The following is an 18,133-nucleotide window of genomic DNA, read 5'->3' as shown; positions in this document are numbered from 1 at the left end:
AGCGGAAGGACCCGTCCTTGGGAGAGCGGGCCGCCCGGAACCGTCCGGGACGGAGGATTTGACGAAGGGGACGACGATGGCTCGATCAAAGATAGTGCATTCACGGCTTCTAGCCTCGGCGGGTATCGCCCTCGCCGTGCTGGGTGCCCCTGCGCTCGCCCAGACGGCGACTTCGACGACGGTCGCGGCGGCCGACGATACCGGCGCTGCGGTTGGGGATATCGTCGTGACGGGCTCGCGCATCCCGCGCGCGGGCTTCGATACGCTCCAGCCCGCGCAGACGATTAGCGGCAAGCTGCTCGACGACCGCGCGTTCCTGAACGCCGCCGACGCGCTCAACGAGCTGTCGGCGTTCGGCACCCCGGGGTCGAACAACACCGGGCAGCAGTCGGCGACCAACATCGGCCAGCAATTCGTCAACCTGTACAATCTCGGCGCGCAGCGGACATTGGTCCTCGTCAACGGACGGCGCTTCGTCTCGGGCAATGCGCCGACGGTCGGGGGCACCTTCGGCGGCGCGCCTCCGGGGCAGGAGGTCGACCTCAACACCATCCCGGTCGGGCTGATCGACCATATCGAGGTGCTGTCGGTCGGCGGCGCGCCAATCTATGGCGCCGACGCGATCGCGGGGACGGTCAACGTCATCCTCAAGGACAAATTCCAGGGGCTCCAGGTCGAGGCGCAGGACGGCGTCACGCGCTACGGCGACGGCACGTCGTACGTCGTCCGCGGCCTCGCCGGGAGCAACTTCGCCGACGACCGCGGCAACATCACCGCGACGATCGAGTATCAGAACCAGGACGGGCTGACCTACCTCAACCGCCCGAACTTCCTGCCGTACGCGACCTTCCAGCCGTCCGACGCGTGCACCGCGCGCGGCTTCAACGCGTGCTACGTCGCCAACGCGACAGTACCGAGCATCTTCCCCGGCGGCATTCCGGCGATCAATGCCGGACTCGCCAACTCAGGGAGCCCTGCGTACCCGAACGCGATCCACAATGCCGCCGGGCAGGTCGTCGCCTTCGCCCCCGACGGGACGCTCCAGCCGGTCAACCTCGGCATCCAGAACAACGGGCTGGTGTTCGGATCGGGCGGCGACGCCGACAACCTCGCCGGCCAGTCGCAGTTCGTCGCGCCGAACCACCGCCTGCTGATCGGCTCGATCGGGCATTACGACGTCACCGATCATGTCAAAGCGTATTTCGAGACCGAGTTCGCCCAGTCGACCGCGATACTCGGTGCGGCGCAGCCATCGTACCAGTCGGCGTTCTTCGCCGGGCAAAAGGGCGCGGCGCCGATCAAGTTCACCACCGACAATCCCTTCCTCAGCCCGCAGGCGGCGGCGGTGCTCAACGCTGCAGGCGCAAGCACCTTCTACGTCTCGCGCGCCAACCTCGATATCTCGCCGCAGTCGACGACCAACGATTCGACGACGTACCGCGTCGTCGCCGGGATCAAGGGCGACTTCGAGCTCGGCGGGCGCAAGATCAACTGGGATACCGCGTTCAACTACGGCCATTCCGAAAGCCGGTTGACCTACTACGACATCAACGAGACGAATTTTCTAAACGCGATCGACGTCGTCAAGGACCCCGCGACCGGACGCATCGTCTGCGCCGTGACGCTCACCCCGCCGGCGGTGCCCGCGGGCGGTGGCGGCCAGCCGACCTCGGTTACCGGCTGCCAGCCGCTCAACCTGTTCGGTGCGGGTGCGCCGAGCGCCGCCGCGCGCGCCTATGTCACCGCGCAGGACCTCGCGGTGTCGATCCTCACGCAGCGCGATTTCCAGATCAATGCCAACGGCTCGCCGTTCGATATCTGGGCCGGACCGGTGCAGCTGGCGGCGGGCTTCGAATATCGCGAGGAGGGCGGCAGCTACAACGTCGACGCGTTCGCCGCCGCGGGTCTCGGGCGGGCCGCCGCCACGAGCGACGTCGCGGGCAGCTACAAGTCGCGTGAGGTCTACACCGAGGTCAACATCCCGGTCGTCTCGCCCGACATGGGCTGGAAGTTCATCCATTCGGCCGAAATCGACGGCTCGTTCCGCCGGATAGACAACAGCTACGCCGGGGTGTCGAACGTCTACACGATCGGCGGCAAGTTCTCGCCGATCCGCGATATCGAGTTCCGCGGCAACTTCACCCACTCGGTCCGCGCACCCTCGATCGGCGAGCTGTTCCTGCCGACGACCAACACCCAGTCGTTCGCGCAGGACCCGTGCGATCCGAACTTCATCAGCAGCAAGCCCGAGCGGCAGGCGAACTGCGCCGCGGTGTTCAAGACGCTCGGGGCCAATCTTGCGACGTTCAAGTCGAACGTCGTCAACGCCTCGGTCCTCGGCACGACCGGCGGCAATCCGAAACTGCTCAACGAGCGCGCCGATGCGTGGACCGCGGGCTTCGTCACCCGCCCGCGCTTCATGCCCGGGCTGACGCTCGCGCTCGACTGGATCGATATCCAGTTGAAGGACCCGATCACCAGCCTGTCGCTGACGCAGGTGATGAACGCGTGCTACGACACGTCGAGCTTCCCCAATAGCTTCTGCAACCTGTTTCAGCGCGACGCGGGCGGACAGGTCACGAGCTTCAGCACGCCGCTGGTCAACGCCGGCGCGCAGGGGTTCAACGGCGCACAACTCGACATGACCTACACCTTCGGCGTCGGCAGCCTGCCGGTGATCCGCTGGCTGGGCATGCCCGAAGGCAACGACTACGGCACGCTGACGTTCGATATCAACGGCTTCTACACCAACCGCCACGACTTCACGATCCTAGGCGTGACGACGCCGACGCGCGGCAATATCGGCGATCCGAAGGTGCGTTTGAACGTGTCGGGGCGCTATACGCGCGGGCCGTTCAACGTCTATCTTCAAGCGCGGCACCTGAGCAGCGGCTCGTCCGACGTGACGCTGCCGGCGAAGTCGCAGGAGATCCTGACGGCAAAGGCGTACACCGTGTTCAACGGCTCGCTCGGCTACGACATCACCAAGAACGTCACCGCGCAGCTGGTCGTCAACAACGTCTTCAACACCGCCCCGCCCGCTTATGCGATCTCGCTCAGTTCGAACGCCGCACTCGGGTCATACGACTATCTGGGGCAATTCTTTGCGTTCAAAATCAAGGTCAAGGTGTGATCCGCGGTACTTGGAGGGGGGCATGATCAGGGCCCTCATCGCATTCCTCTTCGTCGCCGCAGCGCTTCCCCCCGGCGCTGCGGCGGCGAAGGACGGCGACCGCCGCGCCTTCGTCATCCACGACTTCAAGCTTGAGAACGGCGCAATTCTGCCTGAGGCGCGGGTGATGTACGCGACCTACGGCACGCTCAACGCCGCGCGCGACAACGCCATCCTGCTGCCGTCGCACTACATGGCCGATGCGCACGGCTACGAATGGCTGATCGGGTCCGACAAGGCGCTCGACCCGGCGAAGTATTTCATCGTCGCGACCGAGCTTTTCGGCAACGGCAAGTCATCGTCGCCGAGCAACACCCCCGAGCCGTTCCACGGCCCGCACTTCCCGGTCGCCACGATCCGCGACAACGTCGAGGCAGTCCACCGCCTGCTCGGCGAGACCTTCCACCTCGCCCACCTCCGCGCGGTGATCGGCTTTTCGATGGGCGGCGAGCAGGCGTTCCAGTGGGCGGTCAGCCATCCCGACTTCGCCGACCGCATCGTCGTCACCTCGGCGACCGCGAGGGCATGGCCGGCCGGCATCGTCCGGCTGCGCAGCGAAATCGCCGCGATCGAGACCGACCCGGTGTTCGCCAAGGGTGACTATAAGGAACAGCCGCGCGCGGGGCTCAAGGCGTTCGGCGCGGTCTGGGCGGCGTGGCTATTCTCGCCACAGTGGTGGCGCGACGAGCTGTGGCGGTCGTATTCGAAGCCCGGCACGACCTTTGACGACGTCTACGAGGGTTTCCATCAGGACTTCATCCCAGGGGCCGACGCCAACGACCTGATCCTCCAGATGCGGACGTGGGAAAAGCACGACGTCGGGACGACCCCGGGCTTCAACGGCGACACCAAGCGCGCGCTGGCCTCAATCAAAGTGCCGTTGCTGTACATGCCGTCCGAAACCGACATGTATTTCCCGGTCGGTGACGCGCACTACGAGGCGCAGTTCATCCCGCACGTCACCCTGATGCCGATCCCGTCACTATGGGGCCATACCGCCGGCGCGGCGAGCAACCCCGCCGATGGAAAATTCCTCAACGACAAGATTGCGGCTTTCCTCGCCGCCAAGTGAGTCCCGGAGAGCCGCTATGAAATTGCACTCGCTCATCGCCGGCGGCGTCATGCTCGCCGCCGCCCTGCCCGCCGCGGCGTACGACGTCGCCGAGAAGTCGATCGTCCAGATCAAGGCCGACCTCGCCGCGGGCAAGGTCACCTCGGTCGAGCTCGTCCGGCTGTACCGCGCGCGGATCGCCGCGCTCAATCCTAAGCTGCACGCCGTCATCGCGCTCAACCCGCTCGCCGCGAGCCAGGCGCAGGCCGCCGACGCGGCGCGGCGATCGGGCAAGCCGCAGGGTCCGCTCGCCGGGGTGCCGATCCTGATCAAGGACAACATCGAGAGCGCCGACCCGATGCCGACGACCGCGGGGTCGCTCGCGCTGGCGAAGAACATGCCGGGTCGCGACGCGCCGCTGGTGGCGAAGTTGCGCGCGAGCGGAGCGATCATCCTCGGCAAGACCAACCTGTCCGAATGGGCCAACATCCGCTCGACGCACTCGATCAGCGGGTGGAGCGCGGTCGGCGGGCAGGCGCGCAACCCCTACGCCTTCGACCGCAACACCTGCGGATCGAGCGCGGGATCGGGCGCGGCCGGCGCCGCGAGCCTCGCCGCCGCCGCGGTCGGGACCGAGACCGACGGCTCGGTCACGTGCCCGGCGGCGATCAACGGGCTGGTGGGATTAAAGCCGACCGTCGGCGCGATCTCGCGGACCTATGTCGTCCCGATCAGCCACAGCCAGGACACGCCCGGTCCGATGGCGCGGAGCGTCACCGACACGGCCTTGCTGTTCGGTGCGATGGCGGGGAGCGATCCCGCCGACCCCGCCACTGCGCGCGCCGACGCGATCGGCACCGACTTCGCGAGCGGGCTGCGCCCCGACGCGCTCAAGGGCGTCCGCGTCGGCGTGTTGCGCTACGCCGCGGGCTTCCACCCGGCGACCGATGTCGCCTTCGACGCGGCGCTGGCGAAGCTGAAACAGGCGGGGGCGGTGCTCGTCGAGATCGCCAAGCCGCCGCACGACAAGGACGGCGAGATCGGCCGCCTCGAGCAGATCGTGCTGATGACCGAGCTAAAGGCCGACATCGCGACCTACCTCGCCTCGACCAAGGCTGCCGACGTGCCGAGCCGGACGCTCGCCGACCTGATCGCCTTCAACACCGCGCACGCCGCGACCGAAATGCCGCTGTTCGGGCAGGAATTGTTCGAGATCGCCGAGCAGACCAAGGGCCTCGCCGACCCCGCCTACCTCAAGGCCGAGGCCGAGGCGCACCGCCTCGCGGGGCCCGAGGGGATCGACAAATTGCTCGCCGACAACAAGGTTTCGGTCCTCGTCGCGCCGACGCTCGGGCCGGCGTGGCTGATCGATCCGGTGCTTGGCGATCACTTCGCCGGCGGCGGCGCAGGGTCGCCGCCAGCGGTCGCGGGCTATCCGCATCTGACCGTGCCGATGGGGCTGGCGAACGGCCTGCCGGTTGGGCTCTCGTTCATCGGGACGGCGTGGAGCGACGCCGCACTGCTCCGCTACGGCTATGCCTATGAGCAGGCCGCGCAGGCACGCCGCCCGCCGCGCTATCTGTCGACGATCGATTACGGCATCAAGGCATTAAATCGAGCGGCGAGCGAGATGTAGTTGGACTTTAATCTCCCTTGGCGAGTCTAAACGCAATCCACCACCTGCTGAAACGAGCATGACCGGACTGCAAAGGTGAAAAGATGCTGCGATTTTCATGTTTGACTTGGCGTATTTCCGCGCGGACGCTGATTGTATTCTGGCGTACCCCAGTCGTATCGATGCTGCTGATCGGTTGCTCTAACACGGCCGCCGCGCAAACCACAGTGGCTGGCATGGTTCATACGCCCGCCGTCGACCTTGCCTATGAAACGGAAGGTAACAATCTCACGTTGCCCCCCGTGGTTGCGGTCAATGGCGGACCCGGGTTGACCCACGCCTACATGGTTCGGAACGATCTCTGGACGCGATTGTCGAAACATCGAAAGGTCGTGTTCTACGACCAGCGCGGCAATGGCCGCTCGACGCGAGTGGCGATGAACGCGCCGCAAACGTTGGACGCGCAAGTTGCCGATCTGGAAGCCCTGCGGATATCGCTCCGAGCAGAGAGAATCGATCTCCTGGGCGATTCGTTCGGCGGCCTGATTGTGCTGGCCTACACCCTTGCGTATCCGACCCATGTTCAACACCTGATCGTCAGCGACGGACTTCCCGGCTGGAAAGCCATAGTCCATCCGCTACCAGATGTTTTTCCTGACTTTGAGAATCAAGAAGCGACCAACCGCAAAAGTATACCAGACGGCAGGACATCCCAAGACCGCGCCTTTCGCGTGCATATTCGCGAGTGCTTCTACAGCCCCGAGAAGGCTGACCAGTATCTAGCGAGTTTTCACGACTTGGGCCTCGACGCCAGCATAAATGAGAAAGTGAGTGCCGCAACGCAAGACGTCGACCTCACCTCGCAGCTGCATAACATAAAAGTGCCAACGCTGATCTTAACTGGCCGCTTCGATATGAACGTCGCCCCGATCACAGCTTGGCGCATGGCCCATGCCATTCCGGGAGCTCAACTGCGTATCTTTGAGCATAGTGGCCATCTACCTTCTTACGAAGAACCGAAAGAATACTTTAAGCGTGTTTCTGACTTTCTGTCACAATGATTGCAAGCGAGGCGATAACTCGATACGCTGTGCGCGGTCGCTACTTGATTACTTATCATACCGTTCAATAGTTATGGGGAGCCGAGCCCGTTAGACACCTGGCGGGTGTCAGGCCCGCTTGCTGCCTGACGGCACTCGGGCAACCGGCTGTATAAAGTCGACCGTCGTCGAGCTCGCGCTGCGCGCGGCGATGACCCAAAGCTGGATATTCGGCGGCAGAACGGCATTTCTCTCAAACCGAGATCCGATCACTTTATTGCCCCGCCTATACCGATGTGCGTAATCATAAACAGCGGCGATGCGCTCGCGAAGCTACGACGAAGACCGAGGGAGAGCTAGATAATCAGTAGCACTCGAATCAGGCCGGTTGGCTCGATACTCGCCTAAACATTTTCGACCAATGCATCGGTACAATACCGATTACGGCCAGTTTGCTTCGCTCGATAGAGCAAGGTGTCTGCGGCAGCGAGCCAGCAATCGACACTCGTGGTCGACAAGTCGAGCGAGGCTACGCCAAGGCTGACCGTGACCTGCAATGTCCGACCCGCGCCAATTTCGAATGGATACACTTCGATCATTTCGCGAAAGCGCTCTGCAACGGCAGAGGCTTCCGCTGGGGCTGCATCAGGGAGAAGCAGTGCAAATTCCTCACCGCCGAGCCGGCCAAAAGCATCGTTCGGACGCATGACCGAGCTGCAGAGCTCGGCGAGCTGGCGTAGCACTTGATCACCGGCCGCATGTCCATGGCTGTCGTTCACCGTCTTGAAATGATCGACGTCGAGCATGATCAGCGCACCGGGACGACCATGGCGCGTGTAAGCGGCGAACTGCTTGGCAGCCTGCTCGACAAATCCCCGCCGCGTCAGAGCGCCGGTCAAATGATCTCGCTGGGCGATCAAACGCAGTTCGAGTTCATCGGTCACGATGTTGGCGAAGTTCACCAGGATGTTGACCTCGGCGTCACTGAAGGTTCGCGGTCGTGTATCGATCGCGCACAGAGCCCCGACATTATATCCCTCCGCGGTCCGCAGCGGCACACCGGCATAGCTGCGAATACGCGGATCGCCTTGCACAAGGGGATTGTCCATAAAGCGTGGATCGAGATGGGCGTCGGGCACGAGCAATGGATCGCGCTGCTGAATGGTGTGAGTGCAGAATGAAATTGCTCGCGGCGTCTCCTGCGCAGCAATGCCGCGACGCGCCAGAAACCACTGGCGATCACGATCGACCAGCGTGACCGTTGCCATCGGCACGTTCAAAATCGTCCGAATCAGATCGACGATTTTTTCAAACGGCACCTCGGGCGGAGTGTCCAGAACCGCCAAGCGATCGACGGCCGCAATGCGCCCGGCTTCGTCGCGTAAAAACCAATCAAGCATTCGGCCGTCCCAGGACAAAAGCGCGCATGGCGACGGTCAGCTCTTCGCCATAGCTTTCGACAAGCTGCCGCACACTGGCTTCGATCGTTCCTTCGTCGATTCCGGCGGCGCGCAGGCTGACGACAAGCACGCCCAGATGCTTCTGATGCCGCTGAACGCTGGCCCGCAATTCGGGTGGCAATTCAGGATCGTCTGCCGAAAAATTGTCAAGACCCATTTCGGCTACTAACATTCTTCCTTAGTATAGGACATCGTATTACCACGCCAGCAATGATGATCCTTACTCATCAGTTAAGTTTTACGATTAGCTGATTTGTTCATTTCAATGCCACTATTTGTCAGAGTGCTGCGCGATCCGTTCTCGCTAATGACGTATACATGTCGAAATCCAGTTGCCAGAAATCTGCTGATCAACGACGGACTGTCGAGCCGCACGAATGTAGCATAAAGGATCAGTGCGAGTCCGCCCTTGGCCAACGTCAAGCACGGAGCGGACTAGCCAAAGAACCGCCTGGATCTGATAGCTCTTGAGCGGCCAACGTTGGCAGCGGACCTTCGATCGAGCAAATCAGCTCACCACGTAACGAGTCATGGCCGGTTATTCGAGCGAGGGTCGGCCATTTCCGATGCGTGCAGCATCTGGAACGAGGGCTGGTCGTTCTGCAGTTCATTCGACACAGTAGAAGGCTGATCCCCCAAGGTGGCACATCAAAGGGGCCGTGTGTGGACGGCTCTCCGTTGGCAAGGGCTTTCTTAAGCTTCAGCACGTTCGTTGATCGGTGCGGCCATGTGTTCGACCTGTAGTGCGGCCTAATTGTGTGGCCACGGGCTATAATGCCATTCGCGCGTCTCAGGTCCCGATCGGTAACTCGCACTCGAATGTGCCACGGCCCCAATGGATTTTCCTGATCCGGCGGTATCGACCGGCTTGGTGCATTAACTCGTGTCCGCCCTTCCCTACCTCGTCGGCGCGTCGGTGCGTGCGCCTATTCCTGTGTCCTCCGCCAGCATCTCAAGGCACAGCCGGGCGTCGAGCGGGACGCGCGCATCGTTCGGGTCCGCCAGCAGCGTCAGGAGCTGCTCGGTGCCGCCGCGCCCAAATGGCGGCAACAATGCCGAACTCCGCCAGATGCGCCCGCATCGCGTTCGATACCTGCCTCCGCTGGCGGCTCAGCATCAGCCGCACCCGGTGGAGCATCATCACGCTTTGCTGCTCCAGTGTCTTAACTGCAACGAAGCGCATCGTCGGCCGCGTCACCGCCTCGCAGATCGCTTCGGCATCGGCCGCATCGTTCTTGCCGCGCTTGACGTACGGCTTCACGTACTGCGCCGGCATCAGCTTCACATCGTGTCCCCGCGCGATCAGCTCGCGCGCCCAATAGTGCGAGCTGCTGCCCGCCTCGTCTCCGATTAGCACGGTGCCAGCTGCTCGAATAACCCCAGCATCCGACCTCGCGTCAGCCGCTGGCGAACAACTACCTGCCCTGCCCCATCGACCCCATTCACCTGGAACACCGACCTTGCGATATCCAGCCCGATCGTCACCGCATTGCCTTCGTCATCATCGCTCTCCTTCCGGCTCAACCCGCGACTTATACCGCAGGTCGGTAGGAGAGCCGTTCACCGCATCCGTTGCCGCCTGTCCGCTTACCGTCCACAAGCTCAGAGAGCTGACATAGCTCGAGCGATTTTCGTACTAGATTTCGATGTGATGTTTTGCGCTTGGGCGTGACCGAGCTCCTCGTGCGGAAGAACGCGTTCCAGCAGGTCAAACGTCGCCTTCCAGGCGGCGGCACGCGTGCGCGCGATCGTCGAGCCGTCGGCACCGAGCGTCATCGCGTCTGCCACGGGCTCGGTTCCTGGCGAGCTGAGGAAGTGGTTAGCTCTCGCCGCGGTGATCAACTCGGTCGGCAATCCCACGCTACGCCGCGCGGCCACGATATTCACAGCCATCTCAGCCGATGGCCAGATCTGGTCGGCACCACCGGCGACAAGCAGCAGCGCCCCATGGAAGCGCTCGATCGGGATCCGCGCGGCGGCGAGCCGATCGGGGTACGCTGCGCGCCCGGCAAGGTGGACACGGCGCAGGTCCATCACCTCACCCTTTGCCGCCTTGGCTAATTGGGCGTCCATGCCGGCGTACGGCTGAAATGCGAGCGGCTTAGCATCGAAAGAAAACGACGCTGTCGGCGGCCCGGAAGCACCCCAGCCTTCCCAGACGACATCGGTCGGCACGACCGCGACGACAGCGCGTATCCAATCAAAGCGGCTGGCGGCAATGAGCGCGAACTCGGCTCCTTTCGACACTCCCCACAGCGCGATCGAACTGGCGTCGGCATCAGGCTGCGTCGCGAGCCAGGCGCGGACCTGTGCGAGGCGGTCAACCGGAATATCGGTGAAGGTATGCGGGAGACCTTCGATCCGGTCGGTGGGATCATAGCCGGGATCGTAGTAGGGCAGGCCCAGCGTCGCATAGCCTCGCGCGGCGAACAGCGGCGCGCATTCCCGCGCCGTCGAGCTGCCGCCTTCGGAGCCGCCAAGAACGATCACGACTGGGTGCCGAACTGCAGATCGTGGACGGACCCAGACTGCGCCGGGGAACGGCGTGTCGCGCGAGGACAGCAGAGTCGCCGGATCAGGTGCAGACCGCGTAAGAGCGGTCGTCGTTGCCGCTTCTGCGGTGGCGGTTACGCGGACCTCACCGCGCACGAGATCCTTGCCTATCGACGGGGTCTCCGCGGCTGACCAGAACAAACCCAGCGGGTCTACGCCAGTGTACGTACCGCTGCGCGCCGCAGCCGTGCCGGTGTCGACCCGCCCCATGCGATCGGCGATGAACTCCGCGCGGCCGACGTACGCTTTCGTCCCATCGCGGTTGAGGCGTTCGGTGGTGATTGTCACCGCCACCCCCGGTGTCGCGTCGTAGACAATCACCGGGGACGGCGCTGGGACACTAAGGTCGGCCGGGACAATCAATCGGGGAGCCGCATGCGCGGCTCCGGCAAGCAGACAAGACAGGATCAAGACAAAACGCACGGGCGACCTCCAGCAAGTGAGGTCGCACGAGTGACGCGGTATCTCCACGCTCGGGCAGAAAAGCCGCCAATCGACACTTCAGCTCGTTCGGCTGCCGGCTGCGGCAACGAACGGACGCGCTATACGATGAGCGCACGCAGCGTCTGTGCTCCCGCGCGGCTGACCTGGATAACATCGCCGTTCACCATATGCGCGAGCATCGGCCCGCCGCCGGCGAGTTCGGCCCGCGCAAAGTGGTCGAAGTTGACGATCGTCGAGCGGTGAAGACGGACGAAGCGCGTAGGATCGAGGCGGCGCTCGAACTCGGCCAAGCTCATGCGGACGAGGTGGCGGCCGCCGATCGTCGCGACTTCGGCGTAGTCCTGTGCGCCCGTGATGCTGACGATCTCGCGGACATTGATTGGCACGATCTCGTCGCCGGTGCGGGTCAGGTAGCGCTCAAGCGGCGGCGCAGCGACAATCGTAACCGTTGCGGCCTCACGCCCACCGCGCGTCGCGTAACATGTGGCTGCGATCGTCGCGTAGAGCACCAAGCCCTGGAACACCTGCCACGTGAACGCCGGTCCGGAGAGCCCTGAGACCGCAAAGCCGTGGCCGCGCACGCCGCCGAAGAAGGCAAGCATGACGAGGATGAGCGCGTACCATGTCGTTGCGAAGGCGATCGCTAACCCGGCGTGCGCGGCGACTTGTACCGGAACGACGCACGGCATGACATGCGCCTTGAGCAGTGAATGGACCCCTGCGGCGAGTACGGCGACAGGCAGCACGTTCGCGGCGGCGTCCCAGGCGGCAGCGCCGATAGTGTCGCCGGAGGTTTCAATGAAGACGAAAGCGTAAAGCGCCCAAAGGAGCATTGTACCGCTGCCCCATAGCGCAGGTATGCTCGGAGGTGGCAGCGGGTGTCTTGCTGAGGACCAGAAACTCTTCGCCATGACAACGGTCTAACCTAACTCCCTTTTCCGGTCGACTGCGTGATCATCAGGCGCTCGAGCTCTAGGTGCTGAATGGTCTCCTATTTTCTGAGCAAGGCGGCTGTGATGCACCGGCTGGGGGGAACGTTATACTCGTCTCACTTCCGCGTCCGATGAATCCTTGGAATCACGGCCGATTGCTGCCTGTCCGCTTCGAGATGTCAAATGCAGGTAAGCTGCCGTTCGCGTGGGAGGTTCGGCGGGGAGCTGCCGCTACCAGTCGAGGTCGGCCAGCAGCCCGGCGTAGACTTCGATTCCGTCCCACAGGTTGCCGAGCCGCAAATTCTCGTTCCGCGCGTGCTGATTGTCGTCGTAGTTTGCGATGCTGACCCCAACCATCGGCGCGTGCAAGGCATCGACGACCTCGGCGAAACCCGAACTTGCCCCGACGATTGGCAGCTTGATCACAGGCGTGCCTGTCGTCCGCTCGAGCGACGCCGCCACGGCCAGCGCCGCGGGGGTATCGAGCGGCGTCATCGTCGCTACCGCGCCGCCTGCCTCCCAGTCGAGGCGCAACACCTTTGGATGGGCGAGGCGCGTCGCATCATCGGGCATAGCGTGGATGATGGTCCAGCCTCGCGTCGCCAGATAGGCCTCAGTCAGCGTCTTGACGTGCGCTGGCGTTTCGCCGGGTGCGAGGCGAAAGTCGACCGACACCGTCGCCTCGGTGGCAATGGCATTGGCGGCATTGGGACCGTCGTCTCCGGCGTGGATCGCGCGGATGTTAAGGGTCGGGATCATGTAGCCGTCAGCCAGCCGCGCGGGCCCGACATTACGACCGAGCAGCAACGCCTTCTTAAGATCAGCCTCAACCGGCGGCATCGCATCGATCGCGGCGCGGGTCGCGACGCTGACCGGCGTCACGTCGTCGTAGATGCCGGGGATCTTGATGTGACCGTCATCGTCGCGCAACTGCATGACGAGGTCGGCGGCCATCACCGCCGGGCTTGGCGCCCAACTGCCGTAGTGTCCGTCGTGGAGCGGCTTGGCCGGACCAAAGGCCGTGGCGACAAAGCTGGTGATGCCGCGGTTGCCGCCGTTGATCGCCTGCCGCCCCGACTGATGCATCGGCCCGTCACCCATGACGAGCAGGTCGCTGCGCAACGACTTGCGGTGGGCACGCACAATGGCGGCGAAGTGCGGCGAACCCTGCTCCTCCTCCCCTTCGTACAGCAGCTTGATGTTAACCGTCGGGGAGACGCCGGAGGCCTTCAGCGCATCGAGCGCGGCGAGCATCACCATGATCGAGGCCTTGTCGTCGCCGGCCCCGCGGGCAAAGAGGCGCGCGTCGGGGTCGAGCGGCGCCGTGGGATCGGCGACCGCGCTTGCCGGGGGCGCGGTCCGCAGCGTCGGCGTGAACGGCGGCGACAGCCAGCCCTTCTGACCGACCGGCTGGCCGTCGTAATGCGCATAGAATAGCACCGTCCGCCTGGCCCCGGGCGTCGACCGATCGGCAAAGACCGTCGCCGGCGTCCCCGGTGCCGCGCGCAGCAGCTCGGTCCGGAAGCCCCGTGCTTCGAGCTGGCGCGAGATGTAGCGGGCGTTGGCATCGACGTCGGCGAGCGTCGTCGCGACATTGGGCATCGCGAGGAAGGCGCTGAAGTCGGCAAGGATCTGGTGGTCGTGGGCGACGCGCCAGCTGCGCACCGCATCGCGCGGGGTATTCGCCGCCGCAGCGGTCGAACCGGTGACAAGCAGAGATACGGCGGCGGCAAACAAGCAGCATGATCGCGTCAAAAAGCTGCTCCCTCTGTCGCCACGGCCGATTGTGAGCGATCGCCTCGACCCGCGCAATCGCTGGCGGATTGGAAATGGTCGGGGCCGTTACCGGACCGACCGCTTCCGGACGTCGGATGTAGGGGAGCGGACATTCGCCAAGGGGCGAGCCTGCTGACAAACGTCATTTGCGCGAATGTCTAATTCCGTTGAGAAACTTGAGCATGTCATTGAAGGCATCGAACGAAGCCTCACAATTCCCGTTGGGCGTTCCGCCGATCGACATGTAGCCTTTGAGGCTTGAACTGTAGCTGAGGTTTGACAGCGCGTTGCCCCGCCCGACGTTAACAAGTCCGTGGCCCGCGTCGGGATAGATGTGGATCTCCACCTGGCCGCTTTCCCCGAGAGCTTCCATTCGACGCCGAATGTGTTCCGCGCTGACGTTCGAGGGCCAGATATCATCCGAGCCGCCGGCCAAGACCAGAAGTGGCACCTTGATCCGTTCGTAGGGGATGCCGTTCGCAGCCTCGACAGCGGGGTCGTTCCATATTGGCAGAAAGCCGGGCGAGCCTCGATATCCAGGCGGCGTTTTGATAGCTTCATTGATCTTTGCGAGGTCGATCTCGGCGGGAAAGGGCTGGAGGGGACGTCCCCCAACACTCCAGGCCGGGTCACCCGGCGTGGTACCCGGCCCGAGCGCGCCCCCGACAAGGTGCGAGGGGACTTCAGCAATCACACCTGAAAAAGCTTCGGGGAAGAACGCCGCCGCGAGCTGGGCCGCTTCAGACCCACGCGAAATACCCATGACCGCCGCCCTTGGCGTGCCGGACTTGCGGGCAAGCCAGACCGCGCCTGCTTGGATGTGTTCCAGCGGACGATGCAGCAAGGCCTTCGGAAGGTCCTTGTAGTTGTAGATCCCCAGCGCGAGGGCTGGATGGCCATTGCTCGCGAGAAGAGCCGCGGTTGAAGAGGCGACACCTCCCCCCGAGCCAGTCAGCACGACGACGGGCTCGCCGACGGGAGCGCCTGCTGTGGGCGGGTAGTACACGCCCCGCCAGCCAGAAAGTCCCGAAACCTCCTGTCCGTCCGTTCCTATGGCGAAACCGCGCCCGATTGTGGCGGAGCCGACTTCCTTGCCGTCAATCGCAGCCCTTACCGTTATCGGCGAGCGAGTCATGGGCGATATGATTGATGTCGACTGATTGGGCTGAGCAAAAAACGCGGCAACGAATGTCTCGGGGCTTTCGCCTTTCTCGGGCAGAACGGAGCAATAAAGGCCGTGCGGGCTGACGCCGCGATAGGTGCCGCCGATTGATGGGGCTGTCGCTGAGTTGACGATGCCGAGCCTGTCCGCTGTGAACACGGCCGAGGCTGTCCACGTATCGCCAGTCTCACCGATGCGGTCGGTCGTGACTGTGATTTGGGCGCCTGGAGGTACGCCTTGCACGATCACGCTCAGTGGGGAGTTGGTTGGACCCTCCGCCGGTGACACCTCAAGCATTGGCGCAGCGACCAGCTGAGCCGACGACGCGAGCACGCTCAACCCAAAGGCGACTAACGCTGGCGAGGTCATGTCGCAGCTCCTGCCGGGAGGATCTCACATTGCCTTCACCGCGCCCTGCCTTCCCGACCGCCTTGGTACGGCTGAGCAGTTGGTAGATTGAGGCTGGGCCGATCATCAGTTCTTTACCGGAAGGAACCGATGGGTTCCACCCTAGGCTCAGGACCTATTAAAGTGCTTGCGGAGACGGTGATCGGTTGATTCAATGGCGACGCCAGGGAGGCGTCGTGATGAGTGATTTGATCTGGTTGTCGGCGGCACAGATGCGTCGGATCGAGCCGCACTTTCCCCTGTCGCATGGGGTGCCGCGCGTTGACGACCGGCGAGTGATCAGCGGGATCATCTTCGTGATCAGGAACGGGCTGCGTTGGCGCGATGCGCCCAAGGACTACGGTCCGCACAAGACGATCTACAACCGCTTCATCCGCTGGAGCCGGCTGGGTGTGTTCAACCGTATCTTTGCAGCGCTGGCGGCAAAAGGCGGCAAGCCCGACCAGTTGATGATCGATGCGACCCACCTGAAGGCACACCGAACCGCCGCGAGCCTCCTCAAAAAGGGGCTCTTCCCCGATGTATCGGACGCACCAAAGGCGGCCTGAACTCCAAGCTGCACGCGGTCTGCGACGGCCAGGGCCGCCCGCTGGTCATGCTCCTCACCGAGGGGCAGACCAGCGACTACAAGGGCGCAGCGCTGATGCTCGACGCCCTGCCCAAAGCGAGGGCCATGCTCGGTGACCGCGGCTATGACGCCGACTGGTTCCGCGCCGCCCTGATCGCCAAGGGCATCACACCCTGCATCCCATCGAAGGCCAACCGTAAAACCCCGATCCCGCATGACCGAACCCTCTACCGGCAACGTCACCGCATCGAGAACATGTTCGGCAGGCTCAAGGACTGGCGGCGCATCCACACCCGCTATGACCGCTGCGCGCACGCCTTCTTCTCGGCCATCGCGCTCGCCGCGACCGTCATCTTCTGGCTGTGATCAATGAGTCCTGAGCCTAGCACTACTTTGGCAGATTAGATTTTGCAGGTGGGGTGAGGTGTTCATTGCAGTGCGGGCATCGCATCGGTGGCGCCCTCGCGAACAGATCGACGATCGCCTGCCTGACGGCGGGCATGCTTGGTTGAGGGGGTGGTCCTGAGACTCTTTTTTTTCCGTCCCGCTGCGGTGAGGCGGCGAGACTGCAGGAAGGCGTAGGCGATCATCGTCATCAAGGCGTGTCGATGCAGGCCTGTCCACGATCGACCTTCAAAGTGGTCGAGGCCGAGTTCCTCCTTGAGCTGCTGGTGCGCCTGCTCGCAGATCCACCGCGCCTTGATTGCGCCGGCGAGCGTTTTGATCGCGGTGTCGGCAGGCAGGTTCGAGAGGTAATATTTGCGCTCGCCGGTCGAACGATGCTCACCAACCAGCCACACTTCTTCACCCGGCAGATGCTGGCCGCCCATGTCGCGGATACGCTGGGTCGGGCCGTCGGCGACACGCACGCGCAGTGCGGCGAAGCGCGCGGCCAGTCGCCCTTTCGTACCCCGTCGCCAACTGACCCGTTTCCATGGCTGCCCGGCGAGCAACGTCTCGGATGCAACAGATTTTGCATTTGGGATATGGTGTTGACGAGGTCGGCCATGTCCCGCGATCGGGAAGATCATCGCGACATCAGCCGGATAGACCTTCTGCCGGCCGGGTATGCCGACCGCCCAGGACAGGCCGCGCTCGCTCAGCGCCTGGCGGAACGGCGCGCTCATGCCATATCCGGCATCCGCCAGCACACAGCCGAAGCGCACGCCCGCGGCCGTGACCCGGTCGATCTCGGCGATGGCGATCTCAGGCTTGGTCAAGGCGACCTGCCGGTCGGCGGGCACCTTCGCCTTCGTCATGCGCTCGGGATCGCTGGTCCAACTCTCCGGCAGGAACAGGCGCAGACCCACCATCACTGGCACCTCGCGCGATGCGAGTGTCACCGACACGAGCGTCTGGCAGTTCGCGTTCTTGCCGAGCGAGGACGCATATTGGGGCGCGACACCGACCGAGTGGCGCCCCTTCTTCGGCATCGCGGTGTCGTCGATCACAAGGAAGGCATCGCCGCCGCCGACCAACCGGTCGGCTTCGGTCAGCAGCGCCGCGTCGAGCGGAGCACTGTCCCAGACCCCTGCCGCCACGAAGTGATGAAGCTGGTCATACCCAATGGCATCGGCGCGAGCCGCCATCGGCTGGACGCTCTTGCGGTCTCCAGGGCCGATCAGGCCGGCAACATAAGCGGGGCACATCCGTGCCCGCTTCTTATGACCCAGCGCCGTCAAAAACGGCGCCAGCCAAACCTCAAGGTCGCTTCGCCAATCTCCGCCCATCGCCAGCCTCCATAGCTGGCTCCCTATGAATCACGCAAAACTACCCAAGGGAATCCCAAAAATTATGCTTCTGCCAAAGTAGTGCTAGTTCGAGTGGATCTATCGAAAGGTCACAAGATGCGCCTGATCACTCATCGCGATTGAAGACTCATTAGGCGTCGTGTGCGTTAAAACTGTCGGAATTCTTTACACTTATTACGAGGTCATTAAAACCGAGTCAGC

General features: G+C 63.6%; 12 protein-coding genes and 1 pseudogene. 5 read left to right on the top strand and 8 right to left on the bottom strand.

Annotated elements, in window-relative coordinates:
* Positions 1-76 precede the first annotated feature (76 nt).
* From KTC28_RS21090 to KTC28_RS21075, 4 genes are all read left to right on the top strand, one after another.
* Complete coding sequence (locus tag KTC28_RS21090; protein WP_216711505.1) at positions 77-3,133, top strand: TonB-dependent receptor domain-containing protein; 3,057 nt, start codon at positions 77-79, stop codon at positions 3,131-3,133.
* Positions 3,134-3,155: 22 nt separating this feature from the next.
* Positions 3,156-4,244: an alpha/beta fold hydrolase gene (locus KTC28_RS21085; RefSeq protein WP_216711504.1), complete on the top strand. Its 1,089-nt coding sequence runs from the start codon at positions 3,156-3,158 to the stop codon at positions 4,242-4,244.
* A gap of 16 nt (positions 4,245-4,260) precedes the next feature.
* A complete protein-coding gene (locus KTC28_RS21080) occupies positions 4,261-5,859 on the top strand; it encodes an amidase (RefSeq protein ID WP_223132325.1) in 1,599 nt (532 codons plus the stop codon).
* 83 nt (positions 5,860-5,942) lie between these two features.
* The gene (locus tag KTC28_RS21075) at positions 5,943-6,899 is read left to right on the top strand and encodes an alpha/beta fold hydrolase (RefSeq protein ID WP_216711603.1); all 957 of its coding nucleotides are present in this window, start codon (positions 5,943-5,945) and stop codon (positions 6,897-6,899) included.
* A gap of 383 nt (positions 6,900-7,282) precedes the next feature.
* Here KTC28_RS21075 and KTC28_RS21070 read toward each other — a convergent pair whose 3' ends face one another.
* From KTC28_RS21070 to KTC28_RS21040, 7 genes and pseudogenes are all read right to left on the bottom strand, one after another.
* Positions 7,283-8,278 (bottom strand): GGDEF domain-containing protein, encoded by a 996-nt coding sequence (locus KTC28_RS21070; protein ID WP_216711602.1) that lies wholly within the window; start codon positions 8,276-8,278, stop codon positions 7,283-7,285.
* Entirely contained in the window at positions 8,271-8,495 is a 225-nt protein-coding gene (locus KTC28_RS21065; RefSeq protein ID WP_216711601.1) for a hypothetical protein, read from the bottom strand. Before KTC28_RS21065 ends, KTC28_RS21070 begins: the two co-directional genes overlap by 8 nt.
* 885 nt (positions 8,496-9,380) lie before the next feature.
* Positions 9,381-9,823, bottom strand: a pseudogene (locus KTC28_RS21060) (IS110 family RNA-guided transposase); the annotation flags it as partial.
* Positions 9,824-9,940: 117 nt separating this feature from the next.
* Positions 9,941-11,314 carry an acyl-CoA thioesterase/bile acid-CoA:amino acid N-acyltransferase family protein gene (locus KTC28_RS21055; protein WP_216711599.1) on the bottom strand — a complete coding sequence of 458 codons (1,374 nt, stop codon included), beginning with the start codon at positions 11,312-11,314 and terminating at the stop codon, positions 9,941-9,943.
* Positions 11,315-11,433: 119 nt separating this feature from the next.
* A complete protein-coding gene (locus tag KTC28_RS21050; RefSeq protein WP_216711598.1) occupies positions 11,434-12,168 on the bottom strand; it encodes a LytTR family DNA-binding domain-containing protein in 735 nt (244 codons plus the stop codon).
* 330 nt (positions 12,169-12,498) lie between these two features.
* Positions 12,499-14,022: a M20/M25/M40 family metallo-hydrolase gene (locus KTC28_RS21045; RefSeq protein ID WP_223132324.1), complete on the bottom strand. Its 1,524-nt coding sequence runs from the start codon at positions 14,020-14,022 to the stop codon at positions 12,499-12,501.
* 163 nt (positions 14,023-14,185) lie between these two features.
* Positions 14,186-15,574, bottom strand: a complete 1,389-nt coding sequence (locus tag KTC28_RS21040; protein ID WP_216711596.1) for an acyl-CoA thioesterase/bile acid-CoA:amino acid N-acyltransferase family protein — start codon at positions 15,572-15,574, stop codon at positions 14,186-14,188.
* Between the two features lie 218 nt (positions 15,575-15,792).
* On the opposite strand from KTC28_RS21040, the gene KTC28_RS21035 reads away from it, so the two are divergent.
* Positions 15,793-16,547 (top strand): IS5 family transposase gene (locus KTC28_RS21035; protein ID WP_219774167.1). Its coding sequence is split into 2 segments (ribosomal slippage): positions 15,793-16,126 and positions 16,126-16,547, totalling 756 coding nucleotides; the frame shifts between segments, so codons are not numbered across the junction.
* A 62-nt stretch (positions 16,548-16,609) separates the two neighbouring features.
* Here the strand turns inward: KTC28_RS21035 and KTC28_RS21030 are convergent.
* Positions 16,610-17,911 (bottom strand): IS701 family transposase, encoded by a 1,302-nt coding sequence (locus KTC28_RS21030; protein WP_223132319.1) that lies wholly within the window; start codon positions 17,909-17,911, stop codon positions 16,610-16,612.
* Positions 17,912-18,133: the final 222 nt, after the last annotated feature.

It is taken from the genome of Polymorphobacter megasporae (genome assembly GCF_018982885.2).
GTDB lineage: Bacteria > Pseudomonadota > Alphaproteobacteria > Sphingomonadales > Sphingomonadaceae > Polymorphobacter_B > Polymorphobacter_B megasporae.
The sequence above is the reverse complement of the archived record's forward strand: the minus strand, read 5'-3'. Positions and strand labels throughout refer to the sequence as shown.

What these genes read in the sequence shown, in the direction of transcription:
- KTC28_RS21090 (WP_216711505.1), top strand. Translation starts at nt 77, where the DNA reads ATGGCTCGATCAAAGATAGTGCATTCACGGCTTCTAGCCTCGGCGGGT.
- KTC28_RS21085 (WP_216711504.1), top strand. Translation starts at nt 3,156, where the DNA reads ATGATCAGGGCCCTCATCGCATTCCTCTTCGTCGCCGCAGCGCTTCCC.
- KTC28_RS21080 (WP_223132325.1), top strand. Translation starts at nt 4,261, where the DNA reads ATGAAATTGCACTCGCTCATCGCCGGCGGCGTCATGCTCGCCGCCGCC.
- KTC28_RS21075 (WP_216711603.1), top strand. Translation starts at nt 5,943, where the DNA reads ATGCTGCGATTTTCATGTTTGACTTGGCGTATTTCCGCGCGGACGCTG.
- KTC28_RS21070 (WP_216711602.1), bottom strand. Translation starts at nt 8,278, where the DNA reads ATGCTTGATTGGTTTTTACGCGACGAAGCCGGGCGCATTGCGGCCGTC.
- KTC28_RS21065 (WP_216711601.1), bottom strand. Translation starts at nt 8,495, where the DNA reads ATGGGTCTTGACAATTTTTCGGCAGACGATCCTGAATTGCCACCCGAA.
- KTC28_RS21050 (WP_216711598.1), bottom strand. Translation starts at nt 12,168, where the DNA reads ATGCTCCTTTGGGCGCTTTACGCTTTCGTCTTCATTGAAACCTCCGGC.
- KTC28_RS21040 (WP_216711596.1), bottom strand. Translation starts at nt 15,574, where the DNA reads ATGACCTCGCCAGCGTTAGTCGCCTTTGGGTTGAGCGTGCTCGCGTCG.
- KTC28_RS21030 (WP_223132319.1), bottom strand. Translation starts at nt 17,911, where the DNA reads ATGGGCGGAGATTGGCGAAGCGACCTTGAGGTTTGGCTGGCGCCGTTT.